The sequence below is a fragment of the Flavobacterium sp. 1 genome, from assembly GCF_002797935.1.
Lineage (GTDB): Bacteria > Bacteroidota > Bacteroidia > Flavobacteriales > Flavobacteriaceae > Flavobacterium.
Map to the genome: position 1 here is coordinate 1,365,334 of NZ_PGER01000001.1, position 16,058 is coordinate 1,381,391.

A 16,058-nucleotide genomic window follows, 5' to 3' on the forward strand; every position below is an offset into this window, starting at 1 on the left:
TATTTAAGTCTTAAAGTTTGAAAGTCTAAAGTTGTAATGCCTTGGAAGTTCAAGTTATATTTTTAAAAAATTTTCTAAAATTTTCTCTCCCACATCACCGCTTTTTTCTGGATGAAATTGAGTACCGTAGAAATTCTCATTTTCCAACGCCGATGAATACTCTAACTCATAATTTGTTGTAGCAATGGTTTCTTTGCAGATAGGTGCATAATAACTGTGAACCAAATACATATACTCATTCTCGGAAATTCCTTTAAATAAATCTGATTTTAGGTTGTAGACGTTATTCCATCCCATTTGTGGTACTTTTACTTTTGAAGTAAATTTTACAACATCCACATCAAAAATACCCAATCCCTTTGTATTTCCTTCCTCAGATGAATTACACATCAACTGCATACCCAAACAAATTCCGAATACGGGTTGCTTCAGTGTTGGAATCAAAGTGTCCAAACCGCTTTCTTTAAGCATTTTCATTGCATAACTAGCCTCTCCTACTCCTGGGAAAACAACTTTGTCAGCAGACTTTATTTCTTCCGGATCATTGCTCAAAACAGCTTTGAATCCCAATCTTTCGATGGCAAACATAATGCTTTGAATGTTTCCTGCTCCGTAATTTATGATTACTATTTTCATTTTCTTAATTAGTATAATGCGCTATCATTTTATTCACCAATCCTTTATCATCGAAAAACATAACTTCGATAGCCATTTTATCCATAATCGATTTATAATATAAAGCCACCGAATTAACACTGGATGTAACTTCTATAAGCTCAAAATGTAATTCTGGAAACTTAGTTAAAGCTTTATTCCAATACTCTTTAACCGATTCCTTTCCAACAAGTGAACCACTTTCAATTCCACCTGCCAATTTTATCATTGGTGTAGTAATTTCGATATCTTCGGAATAATGTTCCATTATGTTTTCCAAATCATGAGAATTCCATGATTCTATCCATTCTTTAGCAAATTTTTGAGCATCCATAATTAGTAATCTTAAAGCATTCCTTTTGTCGATGGCAAAATCATTTTTTCTGTATCGCGTTTTACTGCTACTTTTATTGCTTTCGCAAAAGCTTTAAAGATGGCTTCGATTTTGTGGTGTTCATTATCGCCTTCGGCTTTGATGTTGATATTTGCTTTTGCTCCATCCGAGAATGATTTGAAAAAGTGGAAAAACATCTCAGTAGGCATTTTGCCCACCATTTCACGCTTGAATTCGGTTTCCCAAATCAACCAGTTTCTTCCGCCAAAATCAATAGCTACTTGCGCTAAACAATCGTCCATCGGCAAACAAAAACCATAGCGCTCAATACCTAATTTATTTCCTAATGCTTTTGCATAAACTTCTCCAAGAGCAATAGCGGTATCTTCAATTGTGTGATGTTCATCTACTTCCAAATCACCTTTTACTTTAATTTCCAAGTCCATTTGTCCATGACGAGAAATTTGATCCAGCATGTGGTCAAAAAACGCTATTCCAGTATCAATTTTACTTTGTCCCGTTCCGTCTAGATTCAAATTGATGTAAATATCTGTTTCGTGAGTTTTTCTCGTAATTGAAGCCGTGCGTGCTTCTAATTTCAAGAACTCGTATATCTTTTTCCAATCGGTAGATTGTAACGCAATTGTAGCGTCTAGTTCTTCTCTTTTGGCACTGATTTCTTCACTTCCTGCACCATCAGTAATATTCATAAAAATGGCTTTAGCACCAAGGTTTTTAGCCAATTCTACATCGGTAAGTCTATCACCAAGAACAAAAGAGTTTGCCAAATCATAATTTGGATTGTCAATATACTTGGTCAGCATTCCCGTGCGGGGCTTGCGTGTTGGCGCATTGTCCTCAGGAAAAGAACGATCTACAAAAATATCGTCAAATAACACTCCTTCGTTTTCAAAAGCTCTTAAGATAAAGTTTTGTGTTGGCCAAAAAGTATCTTCGGGAAAGCTATCCGTTCCCAAACCATCTTGATTGGTTACCATCGCTAATTCGTAATCCAATTCGTTGGCGATTTTAGCCAAATATTGAAATGCTTTTGGGTAAAATTCTAATTTATCTAAACTGTCTAATTGGTATCCCTCTGGTTCTAAAACAATCGTTCCGTCACGATCTATAAAAAGTATTTTCTTCATTTTCTTAAGCTATTAATGCCTCAATTAATTTTTTATTTTCTTCTTCTGTTCCAATAGTCAAACGCAAAGTATTTTTGCAAAGTGCTTGAGTTGTTCTGTTACGAATCACAATTCCTTTAGCGATTAATTCATCATAACGTTTATTAGCATCATCTACTTTTATTAAAATAAAATTTGCTTCTGTTGGATAAATTTTTTCCACAAAAGATACTTTATTTAAAACTGAAAGTAGTTCGGTTCTTTGTGCTATAATTGAGGTAATTTCGTTAGCAATTTTCACGGTATCACTCAAACGTTCTAAAGCACGGAGCTGAGTTAATTCGTTTACATTATAAGGCGGTTTGATTTTGTTCAATACCGTAATTATTTCGGCAGATGCATAGCAAATACCTAAACGAATTCCTGCTAAACCATAGGCTTTGGATAATGTTTGCGTGATAATTAAATTTGGATATTGATCCAATTTTTGTAACCAGCCCTCTTTATCCGAAAAATCAATATAGGCTTCATCAATAACTACAAAGCCATTGAATTTTTCTAATAATGTTTGTACGCTTTCCTCTGAAAAAGAATTCCCGGTAGGGTTATTTGGTGAACACAAAAAGATGATTTTAGTATTGGCATCAACAGCTTCAAAAATTTTGTCTATTTGTGGCTGAAAATCATTTGAAAGCAATACTTCTCTGTTTTCAACGGCATTGATATTTGCCAAAACATTATACATTCCATAAGTTGGAGGTAATGAGATAATGTTATCAATCTTTGGCTCGCAAAAAGCTCTGAATAATAAATCTAAAACTTCATCACTTCCGTTTCCTAACAGAATTTGTTTTGGGTTTACATTTTTCATTTTCCCTAAAACCACTTTTACATTCCCTTGTTGCGGGTCTGGATAGCGGTTTACACCGTTTTGATATGGATTTTCATTGGCATCCAAAAAAATCATATCGGCTGTATCAAAATCTTCAAACTCGTCACGAGCCGAAGAATAAGGTTTTAATTTTTTGACGTTTTCACGTACTAGAGTATTTATATCGAATTTCATTTTTTTCATTTTTAGAGAAAAGAAACAAGATGCAAGAGGAAAGAATTCCTATCAAATCTTTATTTTTTACTTCTAGCCTCTTTTCTCTTGTTTCTTAGCTCTTTTCTCTATTCTAAACTATTCAATCTCAAAGTAACAGCATTTTTGTGGGCTTGCAATCCCTCGGCTTCAGCCATAAGCTCAATTGCTGGACCAATATTTTGAATACCTTTTGGGCTTATTTTTTGGAAAGTCATTGATTTAGAAAAACTATCCAAATTCACACCGCTGTAATTCTTAGCATATCCGTTTGTTGGCAATGTATGATTGGTTCCAGAAGCATAATCTCCAGCACTTTCGGGAGTATAATTGCCAATGAAAACCGAACCTGCATTTCCTATATTTCGAACATAAAAATCTTCGTCTTTGGTGCAAATAATAAAATGTTCCGGACCATATTCATCGATTAATTCTAGGGCAATGGCATCATTTTCTACAAAAATTAATTTTGAATTAGCAATAGCTTTCTCAGCAATGGCTTTTCGAGGTAAAACGTCCATTTGCGATTGGATTTCTTTCTCAACCTCATCAATTAATTCTTTTGAAGTCGAAACCAAAATCACCTGACTGTCAGTACCATGTTCTGCTTGAGATAATAAATCGGAGGCTACAAATGAAGGAACGGCTGTGTCATCAGCGACAATCAGCAATTCCGATGGACCAGCAGGCATATCGATGGCAACTCCAAATTGAGTAGCCAATTGTTTAGCAACGGTTACAAACTGATTTCCTGGACCGAATATCTTGTACACTTTTGGGATTAATTCTGTGCCAAATGTCATTCCGGCAATCGCTTGAATACCTCCTGCTTTCAATATCTTTGTTACACCACATAAATAAGCGGCATATAAAATTGCTGGATTTATATTTCCTTGTTTGTCTGGTGGCGAACACAATACAATTTCGTTACAGCCAGCCAGTTTTGCAGGTACGGCCAGCATTAACACCGTTGAAAATAAAGGAGCTGTTCCTCCTGGAATGTATAGACCTATTTTTTGGATTGGTCTTTTTTCCTGCCAGCAGTTAACGCCTTCGGTTGTTTCTACAGTGATTGGAGCTGTTTTTTGTGCAGCGTGGAATTTCTCAATATTTGATTTTGCCAGCTGAATGGCGTCTTTTAATTCTTTTGGAATTGTTGCGATGGCAGTCGCTATCTCAGTTTGGGAAACTTCTAATTCAGGAACTGAAACGCCATCAAAAAGAGAAGTATATTTTGCAACAGCAAAATCACCTTTAGACTGTACTTCTTTAAAAATTCCTTTTACAGTTGCTTCAATATCGTCAACTGTTTTGGTTGGTCTTTCTAAAATATCTGACCAAGTTTCTGGTTTTGGGTTGTATATTTTATTCATTTTAGCCCCCTAGCCCCCAAAGGGGGAATTGTTACAGGAGAGGTTGCCTGTATTTTATAAATTTTTCTATTCTTTATTTTTTAGACATCGAGAGAATCCCCCCTTCGGGGGTTAGGGGGCTTATAATACCATTTTTTCGATAGGACAAACTAATATTCCTTCGGCACCGGCATCTTTCAGTTTATCAATTACTTCCCAAAAAGTGTCTTTGTCAATTACGGAGTGCACGCTGCTCCATCCTTCTTGTGCCAATGGCAAAACGGTTAAGCTGCGCAATACAGGAAGAATCTTGCCAACAGCTTCGATTTTATCATTGGGAATGTTCATCAAAATATATTTCGATTTTCTGGCTCTTAGTACCGATTCGATTCTGAATTTTAAGGTATCAATTATTTTTTGGGATTCAGGGCTTACTTTTGGAGAAACCGCCAATACCGCTTCACTTTTAAAAATAACTTCAACTTCCTTCAAATTATTTTTGAATAAAGTACTTCCGCTGGATACGATATCTACAATTGCATCTGCCAAACCTATATTTGGCGCAATTTCTACCGAACCGGATATTTGGTGAATATCGACCGTTACTCCTTTAGAACTAAAAAAATCAATAACTGTATTGGGATAAGAAGTTGCAATTCGCATTCCTTCCAAATCCTGAACAGATTTGTAATCAAAAGTTTTTGGCACCGCTACTGACACTTTACATTTTGAAAACCCTAATTTTTGAATTACTTCAATTTTTTTTCCTTTTTCAACCAATAAATTATCTCCGACAATAGCAATGTCAACTACTCCGTCAATTAGGTACTGAGGAATATCCGAATTTCGTAAATACAAAACCTCTAAAGGGAAATTTGAAGCTTCTGCTTTTAATTGATCTATTCCATTATCGATTGAGATGCCAGCATCTTTTAGAATTTGGATGCTTTCTTCGTTTAAACGGCCAGATTTTTGAATTGCAATTTTAAGTGTACTCATTTTTAGTTTTTTAGTTTATTGTTTTGAATTAATGTTTGAGTACAAAGAATAGGTAATAAAAAACCCGCTTGATGTACTCAAACGGGTTTAGATTATTGTGATTTACACGCATAACATTAACACATCGCTTGAGAGCAATTATGAGAATGATGATGATGTAATTGAATTGATAACATAACTTTATAAAATTAGATAACTCTTTGTTTCTTTTGCAAAGATAGAGCATAAATTAATAATAATCCAATTTTTATTTTAACGTTTGAATAAGTATTTGTTAAATTAAAAATTTGAACTATTCATTGAATAAAAATTAAAACACCCAATTGATATTGCTTTTTACACAGTACCAAAGAGGTGTTTTAAACCAACTTTAAAATAATTACTACTAAACTGCGACTAACTTAAAACTGGTTCTAAAGAAGGTCCGGCTGCGACTAAGCGTTTTCCTTCTTCAGTATCAGTGTATTGTTCAAAATTTTTGATATAACGTGCAGATAAGTCTTTTGCTTTGCTTTCCCATTCTTCAACATCTTTATAAGTGTTTCTTGGGTCTAAAATTCCTTCGCTAACATTTGTTAATGCTGTTGGGATAGTTAGGTTTAAGAAAGGAACAGTTATTGTTTCTGCGGTATCGATCTCACTGTTGATAATTGCATCAATGATTGCTCTTGTGTTTTTAAGAGAAATTCTTTTCCCTGTTCCATTCCAACCTGTATTTACTAAGTATGCTTTTGCACCATGCTCTTTCATTTTTCCAATTAATGTTTTAGAATACATTGTTGGGTGTAATGTTAAGAAAGCTTCACCAAATGCTGGAGAGAATGATGGAAGAGGTTCAGTAATTCCTCTTTCAGTCCCAGCTAATTTAGAAGTATATCCGCATAAAAAGTGATATTGTGCTTGATCTTCATCTAAGATAGATACTGGAGGCAATACTCCAAATGCATCAGCAGAAAGATAAATGATTTTTTTAGCATGTCCAGCTTTAGATGGCAATACGATTTTGTTTATATGATAAATCGGATATGATACTCTTGAGTTTTCAGTGATTGAATGATCAGCGTAATCAATTTCTCCATATTCATCAACGATAACATTTTCTAATAATGCATCTCTTTTGATGGCTCTCCAAATGTCTGGTTCATTTTCTTCAGATAAATCAATTACTTTTGCATAACAGCCTCCTTCATAGTTGAATACTCCATTGTTGTCCCATCCGTGTTCGTCATCTCCAATTAAGTATCTTTTTGGATCTGCAGAAAGTGTAGTTTTTCCAGTTCCTGAAAGTCCGAAGAATACAGCAACATCTCCTTTTTCTCCAACGTTAGCAGAACAGTGCATAGAAGCCATTCCTTTTAGCGGCAAATAATAGTTCATCATAGAGAACATACCTTTTTTCATTTCGCCTCCGTACCAAGTTCCTCCAATAATCTGAATTTTTTCGGTAAGGTTAAACACTACAAAGTTTTCAGAGTTTAATCCTTGCTCTCTCCAATTTGGATTTACAGTTTTTGAACCGTTCATTACAATGAAATCTGGCTGTCCAAAGTTTTCCAACTCGTAATTTGAAGGTCTGATGAACATATTAGTCACAAAGTGTGCCTGCCAAGCTACTTCCATAACAAAACGTACTTTCAATCTTGTGTCAGCATTTGTTCCGCAAAAGGCATCAACTACATATAATTTTGGAGATGTAGAAAGCTGTTTTAGAACTAATCCTTTCAATTCATCGTAAATTCCTTGAGTTGTTGGAAAATTTACTTTATCATCCCAATAGATAGTATCTTTTGAAACTGAGTCTTTAACAATATATCTGTCTTTTGGAGAACGACCTGTAAAAACTCCTGTTTTTACGGCAACAGCACCAGTATCTGTTAAAGCACCTTTTTCGTATCCTTTTCTTTTATTAGAAACTTCAGCTTTGAACAATTCCTCATAAGAAGGGTTGTATACTACTTCATGGTATCCTGTGATTCCTAAATTGTGTAGTTCCTGAATAATTTTAATGTTTTTCATAATGTAAGTATTTTATTATAATTTGATGTGTTATTTTCTATACCAAAATTACTTCAGTTACTAACTAAAAAACCTGATTTTTATCATGTTTTGAAGAAAAATATGCGCAAACGTTTTCGGTTTTTTGGGTTGTTTTACAAAGAGATACGATTATCTTTATATAAATTTTTTGACGATAAATACGTTTTGGTTTTTTTGGAAAGAAAATAAATTTAAACCTGATTTTTGTCATATAAAATTACCAAAAAAAACAATTCATTTACGTTATATTTTCATTAAAAAAAGCAACAGTTATGTTTGAATGGTTTAACGTTTTGTTTACTCCGACGGATACGCCGGAAATGACACAGTCATTGATAGTATTGTTTATGGCTATTAGCATTGGTTTTTTTGCAGGTAAAATAAAAATTGGCAATGTTTCTCTGGGAGTTTCCGCTGTAATGTTTGTGGGGCTTTTTTTAGGACATTTGGGATTTACTATGGAAGCTGAATTGATCCAATTCGTGAGAGAGTTTGGTTTAATTCTGTTTGTTTATGGTATTGGTATTCAGGTTGGTCCAACTTTCTTTTCTTCTTTTAAAAAGGAAGGTCTCATTTTTAATGCTTTAGGGGTAGGAACCGTCTTTTTGGGTGGTATTATTACTTGGCTGCTTTATTTAGTTGCTAATGTAAAAGTCGAAAATGCCGTTGGGCTAATGTCTGGATCGGTTACAAATACTCCGGGGTTAGGTGCGGCAAAGTCAACTCTTATTGAAATTCAAAAGCATTTAAATCTTCCCGCTGATCATTTTTCAGATCCTGCTGTTGCTTATGCTATTACATATCCGATTGGCGTTTTTGGAATAATTATGATTATAATTTTGGCTAAAAACGTATTGAAAATTGATTTATCAAATGAAGTTGTACTTCTTAATAATAAGAATAAAGATTCGGAAAATAAAATTGTCCGTCAAAAATGCAGAGTTACTCATCCCGAAGTCATAGGAAAAACTATCCGTCAGGTATTTAGAGAGTTTGCTATCGATGGTGTTATTATTTCCAGACAAAAACAAAGCGGGACAAAAGTGGTATTTTCTCCTTCATTAGATTCTGTCCTAAAAGACAAAGATGTCTTGATGGTTGTAGCTAAACAAAAAAACATTAATAAATTTATTGATATTGTAGGGAAAGTATCGACTGATTTATTCATTGAGTCGGAAAATGATGTTACGGCTAGAGTGCTTAGCGTTACTAAAAAAACGGCTACGCATAAAACACTGGCGCAATTGGATTTATATAACCAATTTGGATTGAAAGTTACCCGTGTAGTCCGTTCGGGGTTAGAAATTTTGGCACAGCCCACATTAGAACTTTATTATGGTGACACTTTGATGATTGTCGGCAATAAAGAAGCTATTGAAGAAGCTGAAAAAATCATTGGGAATTCTAAGAAAATACTTTTAGAACCCGATTTTCTTTCTCTTTTCGGGGGATTGATTTTTGGAGTTGTTATTGGTTCTATTCCAATTATGATACCTTCATTGCCAGTTCCTTTAAAATTAGGACTAGCTGCAGGTCCGCTTTTGGCAGCCTTATTTATTAGCCGTTATGGAGGTGTTGGAGTAATTCATTCCTATATTAATAATGGAGCGATTCATTTCATGAAGGATTTTGGTATTTGTTTATTTTTTGCAGCTGTTGGGATTAAAGCTGGACATGGTTTCTATGAAAATTTTGTAGCAAATGATGGCTGGATGTGGATTTATTATGGTTGCTATATTACGTTTATACCTCTGACAATCTTAGTTTTAGTGAGCAGATTTGTATTTAAGCTTAATTTTTATCAAATGGTGGGAATCATGAGCGGTTCCTATACAGATCCTGCAGCTTTAGCTTTCAGTACAAAATATTTAGATTCGGATATTCCTAATCAATCTTATGCTACGGTTTATCCTTTAGTAACTATAAGTAGAATTTTAGTCGCACAATTACTGATATTGCTCTTGGCAAGCTGATGTGTTATAGGTTTGCTTTAATTGAAAAGAGGTTGTCTATTGAATTTAGACAGCCTCTTTTCTTATGAAAACGGGATCTCGCCCGAATGTTTTTTATTGTTTTTAGTTAATATTCTAAAAGAGCTTTTAATTCTTTTTCGAATCGGCCTTTCGGCAAATATTGATCTTCGAGAGCTTTTGTAAACGGAATCGGAGAATCCAGACTGGCTACACGTTTTACAGGAGCATCCAAATATTCGAAACAATTTTCCATAATCAATGCCGAAATATCGCTTGCAATACCGCCAAACATAGAATCTTCCTGATAAATAATCACTTTTCCCGTCTTTTTAACGGAGGCAAATATAGTTTCAGTATCCAATGGTTGTAAGGTTCTTAAATCCAGTATATCGGCTTTTATATCAGTGTTTTTATCTAATGTTTCCAAAGCCCAATGTATTGCTGCGCCAAAAGATATAATGGTAACATCATTGCCTTCTCTGAGCAAAGCGGCTTTACCTAATGGAATGGTATAATATTGGGTTGGGACGTCCTGCGACAAACTTCGGTACAATTGTTTGTGTTCAAAGAAAAGCACGGGATTTGGATCATTGATGGAAGCATTCAGCAAACCTTTCGCATCGAATGGAAATGCAGGATAAACAACTTTTAAACCTGGAGTTTTGGTGAACCATGCTTCATTGGTTTGGGAATGAAAAGGTCCGGCTTGAGTGCCGCCACCGCAAGGCATTCTAACTACTACATCGGCTTTTTCTAACCAGCGGTAATGTGATTTGGCTAATAAATTCACTATTGGATTAAATCCTGTAGAAACAAAATCGGCAAACTGCATTTCTACAATAGCTTTGTATCCGTTAATAGACAATCCCATCGCGGTAGAAACGACAGCACTTTCGCAAATGGGTGTATTCCGAACGCGTTCTTTGCCAAATTGAGCGACAAAGCCATCCGTTATCTTGAAAGCGCCTCCATATTCGGCAATATCCTGCCCCATTATAACTGACTTTTCATGCCGTTCCATCGATTGGCGCAGACTGCTTGAAATAGCATCTATAAAGCGGATATTCTCAACTTCTGCATTCGGATGAAACTCTTCATGAACATAGGGTTTGTAAACATCATTTAGTTCTTCTTCATAAGTAGGCTCTACTTCTGGTTCAGCATTTGCTAAAGCCCAGCTTTCATCAATGTCTTTTTTTATTTCTTGCTGGACTTCCGTATCATATTCTGCAGTTAAAATGCCGTTTTGGTATAAATAGCTTCTATAATTGTCTACGGGGTCTTTGGAGGCCCATAAATTCATTAATTCCTGCGGAACATATTTAGTACCGCTCGCCTCTTCATGACCTCGCATTCGGAATGTTTTGAATTCTAATAAAATTGGACGGGGGTTTTCAATCATTGATGCTTTTAATTCGGTTAGCAGATTAAAAATTTCTAAAATATTATTCCCGTCAACAATATGACTTTCGATGCCGTAACCAATTCCTTTGTCAGCCAGATTTTCGCAGCGGTACTGCTCGTTTGTTGGTGTGGATAATCCGTATCCGTTATTTTCAATGATAAACAGAACAGGCAGATCCCAAACCGACGCAATGTTCAAAGCTTCGTGAAAATCACCTTCACTTGTTGCTCCTTCACCGGTAAAAACCGCGGTTACTTTTCCGTTTTTCTGTAATTTATTGGCCAATGCTATTCCATCGGCAACACCGAGCTGAGGTCCCAGATGTGAAATCATTCCAATAATTTTATACTCTTGTGTCCCAAAGTGAAAACTTCGGTCTCTTCCTTTGGTGAAACCATTGGCTTTGCCCTGCCATTGTGAAAAAAGACGCTGCAATGGTATGTCTCTTCCGGTAAACACACCTAGGTTGCGATGCATTGGCAGGATATATTCATCAGTATCCAAAATGGCGGTTACTCCTACAGCGATAGCTTCCTGTCCAATTCCAGAAAACCATTTGGACACTTTTCCCTGTCGGATTAGAATTAGCATTTTTTCTTCGACCAATCGGGGTTTCAGAATTTTTTTATAGAGATTTAATAAGGTATCGTTCGAGAGATTTTTTCGGTCAAAGTTCATTTTTTTGGGGTATTTATAGTGTATTTCAAATATAGATAAATATAACAGTATGACGGCTAAATGTTGTATTTATTATAAATTTGAATAAATTTTAAAAAGAGTTAATTATTTTATTCTATATATTTGTGGTTACGAAGTTTTAGGCTTCTAAAGTATTAAATACAGACATAATATGCAAAACATTCCTAGTGTTGACTTGCGTGATTTCCTTTCGGGCGACCCGAAACGTAAACAAAAATTTGTAAATGAAATCGGAAGTGCATTCGAAGATATAGGCTTCGTAGCACTCAAAGGGCATTTTTTAAATGATCAATTAGTTGATGAATTGTATGGCGAAATCAGGAATTTTTTTTCGTTGCCATTAGAAACAAAACACAGCTATGAAATTCCTGGAATTGGCGGACAGAGAGGTTATGTTTCTTTTGGAAAAGAGCATGCCAAAGGACGAAAAGAAGGTGATTTAAAAGAGTTTTGGCATTTTGGACAATATGTAGACAAAGATTCCAAATATGCTTCTGAATACCCTGAAAATGTTGCCGTAAAAGAATTGCCCCGTTTTAATGCTGTAGGTAAAGAAACCTACCAAATGCTTGAAAAAACTGGAGTTTATGTATTAAGAGCTTTGGCATTGCACCTTGGATTGGATGAATTCTATTTTGACGAATATGCCAAAGACGGAAATTCAATTCTAAGACCTATTCACTACCCTCCTATTACATCCGAACCTGAAAATGCTATCCGTGCAGCAGCACATGGCGACATCAACCTTATTACTCTATTGATGGGTGCTCAAGGCAAAGGATTACAGGTGCAAAACCATAATGGTGATTGGATTGATGCTGTTGCAGAGCCAGATGAATTGGTAATAAATGTTGGCGATATGTTATCGCGTCATACCAATAACAAACTAAAATCCACGATTCATCAAGTGGTAAATCCACCGAGAGAATTATGGGGAACGTCACGTTATTCTATTCCGTTTTTTATGCATCCGGTAAGTGATATGAAATTGGATTGTTTAGAGAACTGCATTGATGCCGAAAATCCTAAGAAATTCGAGGATATTACTGCTGGAGACTATTTATATGAGCGCCTAGTTGATTTAGGTTTAATAAAAAAATAAGTTCCAAATTTTAAAATCCAAATTCCAAAGCTTTGCGTTTGGGATTTGGATTTTGTTTTTTATATAATTTGAAAAAAAATGGATTTACAAGACCAATTAAAGAATCTTTTCCCAGATCACGAAATGTCTCCCGAAGAGACAGTTGAAAACGAACCGCATGAACTGTATGTTCAAAAAGAACCTATGATCTGCAAATTCGAAAAAAGAAAAGGAAAAGCCACCACTATAATCGAAGGTTACGAAGGAACTGATGAGGATTTTAAAATCTTAGCCAAAGAAATCAAAACCAAATTAAGCGTTGGCGGTACTTTCAAAGATGATTCGATTATTATTCAAGGTGATTATCGCGATAAAATAATGGCTATTTTGAAAGAAAAAGGATTTAAGGTAAAACGCGTTGGAGGATAGGAAAAGTTTGTAGTTTAAAAAGGTTTAAAAGTTTAAATCAGTTTTAAGCCTAAACTTTCTAAAACGTTTAATCCCTCAAATTTTTAAATTCTTAAAAACTTTTTTAAAATGGCTATACAACAATCTGAATTAATACTCAATCTTGACGGGAGCGTGTATCATCTAAACTTGAAACCCGAACACATTGCTCACGATATTATTTTTGTGGGGGATCAAGATCGGGTGTCAAAAATTACCAAACATTTTGATTCCATCGAGTTTACTACTCAAAAAAGAGAGTTCAAAACTCAAACGGGAACTTTTAAAGGCAAACGCTTAACCGTGATGTCCACTGGAATTGGTCCAGATAATATTGATATTGTCATCAATGAATTGGACGCGCTTGTCAATATCGATTTGGAAACCAGAAAACCAAAAGAAAAGCTAACTTCATTAAACATCATCCGAATTGGAACTTCGGGTTCTTTGCATGCTGATATTCCTGTAGACAGTTTTGTGATGTCGCAATTTGGCTTAGGGCTCGACAATATGCTCCGCTCCTATTTGGTTGATGCTGTTTCGAATGTTGAAATGGAAAACGCATTTATTGAACACACCAATTGGGATTTGAAAAAAGGGACGCCTGTTGTTGTTCCGTGTTCTCCTATTTTAGAAAAAAGAATAGAAAGTGACAAAATGCACAAAGGAATTACCGCAACTGCAGGTGGTTTTTACGGGCCGCAAGGACGTGTTTTGCGTTTGAACATTCAAGATCCAGCATTAAATTCAAAAATGGATAATTTTGTTTTTGAAGGAAACCGAATTACCAACCTCGAAATGGAAACTTCAGCGATTTATGGACTTTCGGCTCTTTTAGGACATCAAGCTTTGTCGCTGAATGCTATTATTGCCAATCGTGCTAACGGAACTTTCAGCAGTGATCCTTACAAAGCGGTGGATGAGTTGATTGAATATACGTTGGAGAAATTAGCAGAGAAATAAACATTAATTAGCTCTTTAGCAGATATAGCTTGGAAACGAAACCTATGAAGCAACTCATACCAAAAGATAAATTTGATATTGAAACAGCTGAGAAGTTGAATGAATATTCGATTAATGAAATACGGCTAATAGTTCCTGTTTTATTAGAATGGATGCAAGATGGAAACTGGCCGGTTTTCTATCCTATTAGATTATATTTTGAAAAACACGTTAAAGATATTCAGAATGAAATTTTAGATATTTTTAAAACTAATGATAATCTTTGGAAATATTGGATACTATTAAATCTTGGACAAGGGATTGATGACAATCGTTTAATATCCGAAATCAAAAGAATTGGATTAAATCCTACCAATTTAGAAAAAGTTGAAGAATTAGATGAAATTGCAAAAGAATTGATAGAGAAAAAAGGCTGGTAAACTGCTATAATTGATTTTAGGAAATCGACTTAATTTTGATTATTGATTTTTTTTTAAAATAATGATGAAAAACAAAACCTCTTCCCTTAGCCCCGATTGCAGTGAAAATCCTTATAAGCTGGGGTTCGGCTTATAAGATTGTAACGGAAAGCGGGACGATATTCACAAAAAAACCTAATCTTTCTGCTCCAAAAAATAATCGGAATTAGATTAATGTTTTGCAACAAAATTAGATTCTAAGATGTTTTTAAATAGTAAAATTCTTTTTTTTTAAAGCTATATTTGCATTTTGAAAAACACAACAATGAAAATAATTCTTACCGGCGCAACTGGAGTTTTGGGATCGCATATTATGTATGACATTCTGGAACTTTTTATCAAGCAAAACAATGGCGGAAAACTTTTTGTAATTGCCAGAAACAAAGGAAAAGTTGGTGCATTAGACCGTATCAACGAGCTTTTGACCAGTGATTATACGCCACAGATTTTGAGAAAAAGCGGTTTAGAAAAACTACATCAATATATCGAAATCATAGATTCAGATTTAGCGAATCTTCAGGACACTTTTTCCGAAAAAATAAAAGGAGCTTACTTTATCCATTCTGCGGGTTACGTTAATTTATCTACTGATGTGAACCTAAAAGAAAGAATTTTTGACGAAAATGCCAAGATAACTAAATCGCTTTTCAAGATTTTTCATCCTTTTATCAAGAAATTCATTTACATAGGAACTGCATTTTCGTCAGGAATCAGAAGAGGATTGATTGATAATGATTTCCATAATTTGGATTTTGCTCCAGAACATCGCAATGCGTATGAGGATGCCAAATTCCATTCTGAGAATTTCATTGCTCAGGAATGTAAAGCTTTGGGCTTGCCTTTTCAAATCTTGAGACCAAGCGTAATTGGTGGCAAAATGCTGGGAACCGAAAGCCCTTATTTTATTCCAAAATATATGGTTTTTTATCTTTTGGCTAAGTTTTTTCACTTTACCTCACAGCGAAAAGGAGAACAGGAAAACGTTCGCTTTATCATTAACGAGGAAACAGGTTTGAATATTATTCCGGTAGATTATGTGGCTAGAGTAATTGTAAACACTTTCGAGCGTGATGATATCGAACAATTGAACATTGTAAACAATAAAAGCTTCAATATTGTAAAAGGCCTGCAGCTGATTATGAAAGAAGTGGGTTATACCAATTTTACTTTAATCAAAAATCCGCTGGATTTCAAATATAAAAACACCATCGAAAAGTTATATTATGAGAGCATCGGTAAGCATTTAAAACCTTATTTTATTACCAATCCAAACGAATACGACACCACTTTGCTGAATTCGATTCTTGAAATTCCAAAATTGGACAGTGAAGCGTTTACCAATATGATTCGCTATGCTATTTTGAATGATTTTAAGGATATCAATGTGTAAATAAGTTGCTGAGATACTAAGTTTCTGAGTTGCTAAGACTAAAAAAACTTAGAAA

The 16,058-nt window shown here is 34.9% G+C and carries 14 protein-coding genes; 6 read left to right on the forward strand and 8 right to left on the reverse strand.

Going from position 1 to position 16,058, the window contains the following annotated elements:
* Positions 1-54 precede the first annotated feature (54 nt).
* The 7 genes from hisH to pckA all read right to left on the reverse strand — a co-directional run bounded on the left by hisH (position 55) and on the right by pckA (position 7,566).
* Positions 55-636, reverse strand: a complete 582-nt coding sequence (gene hisH, locus CLU83_RS05540; RefSeq protein WP_100430690.1) for an imidazole glycerol phosphate synthase subunit HisH — start codon at positions 634-636, stop codon at positions 55-57.
* 4 nt (positions 637-640) lie between these two features.
* Entirely contained in the window at positions 641-988 is a 348-nt protein-coding gene (locus CLU83_RS05545) for a nuclear transport factor 2 family protein (RefSeq protein ID WP_198512254.1), read from the reverse strand.
* An 11-nt stretch (positions 989-999) separates the two neighbouring features.
* Positions 1,000-2,136, reverse strand: a complete 1,137-nt coding sequence (gene hisB, locus CLU83_RS05550; RefSeq protein ID WP_100430692.1) for a bifunctional histidinol-phosphatase/imidazoleglycerol-phosphate dehydratase HisB — start codon at positions 2,134-2,136, stop codon at positions 1,000-1,002.
* Between the two features lie 4 nt (positions 2,137-2,140).
* Positions 2,141-3,181 carry a histidinol-phosphate transaminase gene (gene hisC, locus CLU83_RS05555; RefSeq protein WP_100433628.1) on the reverse strand — a complete coding sequence of 347 codons (1,041 nt, stop codon included), beginning with the start codon at positions 3,179-3,181 and terminating at the stop codon, positions 2,141-2,143.
* A 107-nt stretch (positions 3,182-3,288) separates the two neighbouring features.
* Positions 3,289-4,572 (reverse strand): histidinol dehydrogenase, encoded by a 1,284-nt coding sequence (hisD, locus tag CLU83_RS05560; protein ID WP_100430693.1) that lies wholly within the window; start codon positions 4,570-4,572, stop codon positions 3,289-3,291.
* A gap of 120 nt (positions 4,573-4,692) precedes the next feature.
* Entirely contained in the window at positions 4,693-5,550 is an 858-nt protein-coding gene (gene hisG, locus CLU83_RS05565; protein WP_100430694.1) for an ATP phosphoribosyltransferase, read from the reverse strand.
* Positions 5,551-5,946: 396 nt separating this feature from the next.
* Positions 5,947-7,566, reverse strand: a complete 1,620-nt coding sequence (gene pckA, locus CLU83_RS05570) for a phosphoenolpyruvate carboxykinase (ATP) (RefSeq protein ID WP_100430695.1) — start codon at positions 7,564-7,566, stop codon at positions 5,947-5,949.
* A 293-nt stretch (positions 7,567-7,859) separates the two neighbouring features.
* Here pckA and CLU83_RS05575 point away from each other — a divergent pair, with 293 nt between their 5' ends.
* Positions 7,860-9,560, forward strand: a complete 1,701-nt coding sequence (locus tag CLU83_RS05575; RefSeq protein WP_100430696.1) for a putative transporter — start codon at positions 7,860-7,862, stop codon at positions 9,558-9,560.
* Between the two features lie 106 nt (positions 9,561-9,666).
* Here CLU83_RS05575 and CLU83_RS05580 read toward each other — a convergent pair whose 3' ends face one another.
* Positions 9,667-11,643 (reverse strand): thiamine pyrophosphate-dependent enzyme, encoded by a 1,977-nt coding sequence (locus tag CLU83_RS05580; RefSeq protein WP_100430697.1) that lies wholly within the window; start codon positions 11,641-11,643, stop codon positions 9,667-9,669.
* Between the two features lie 172 nt (positions 11,644-11,815).
* Here CLU83_RS05580 and CLU83_RS05585 point away from each other — a divergent pair, with 172 nt between their 5' ends.
* The 5 genes from CLU83_RS05585 (at position 11,816) to CLU83_RS05605 (ending at position 16,003) form a co-directional block, all read left to right on the forward strand.
* Positions 11,816-12,766, forward strand: a complete 951-nt coding sequence (locus CLU83_RS05585; protein ID WP_100430698.1) for an isopenicillin N synthase family oxygenase — start codon at positions 11,816-11,818, stop codon at positions 12,764-12,766.
* Between the two features lie 78 nt (positions 12,767-12,844).
* Positions 12,845-13,174, forward strand: a complete 330-nt coding sequence (locus tag CLU83_RS05590) for a translation initiation factor (protein WP_100430699.1) — start codon at positions 12,845-12,847, stop codon at positions 13,172-13,174.
* A gap of 108 nt (positions 13,175-13,282) precedes the next feature.
* Positions 13,283-14,155 carry a nucleoside phosphorylase gene (locus CLU83_RS05595; protein WP_100430700.1) on the forward strand — a complete coding sequence of 291 codons (873 nt, stop codon included), beginning with the start codon at positions 13,283-13,285 and terminating at the stop codon, positions 14,153-14,155.
* A gap of 44 nt (positions 14,156-14,199) precedes the next feature.
* Positions 14,200-14,574, forward strand: a complete 375-nt coding sequence (locus CLU83_RS05600; RefSeq protein WP_100430701.1) for a DUF5071 domain-containing protein — start codon at positions 14,200-14,202, stop codon at positions 14,572-14,574.
* A 304-nt stretch (positions 14,575-14,878) separates the two neighbouring features.
* Positions 14,879-16,003, forward strand: coding sequence for an SDR family oxidoreductase (locus CLU83_RS05605; RefSeq protein ID WP_100430702.1), 1,125 nt, complete (start codon positions 14,879-14,881; stop codon positions 16,001-16,003).
* Positions 16,004-16,058: the final 55 nt, after the last annotated feature.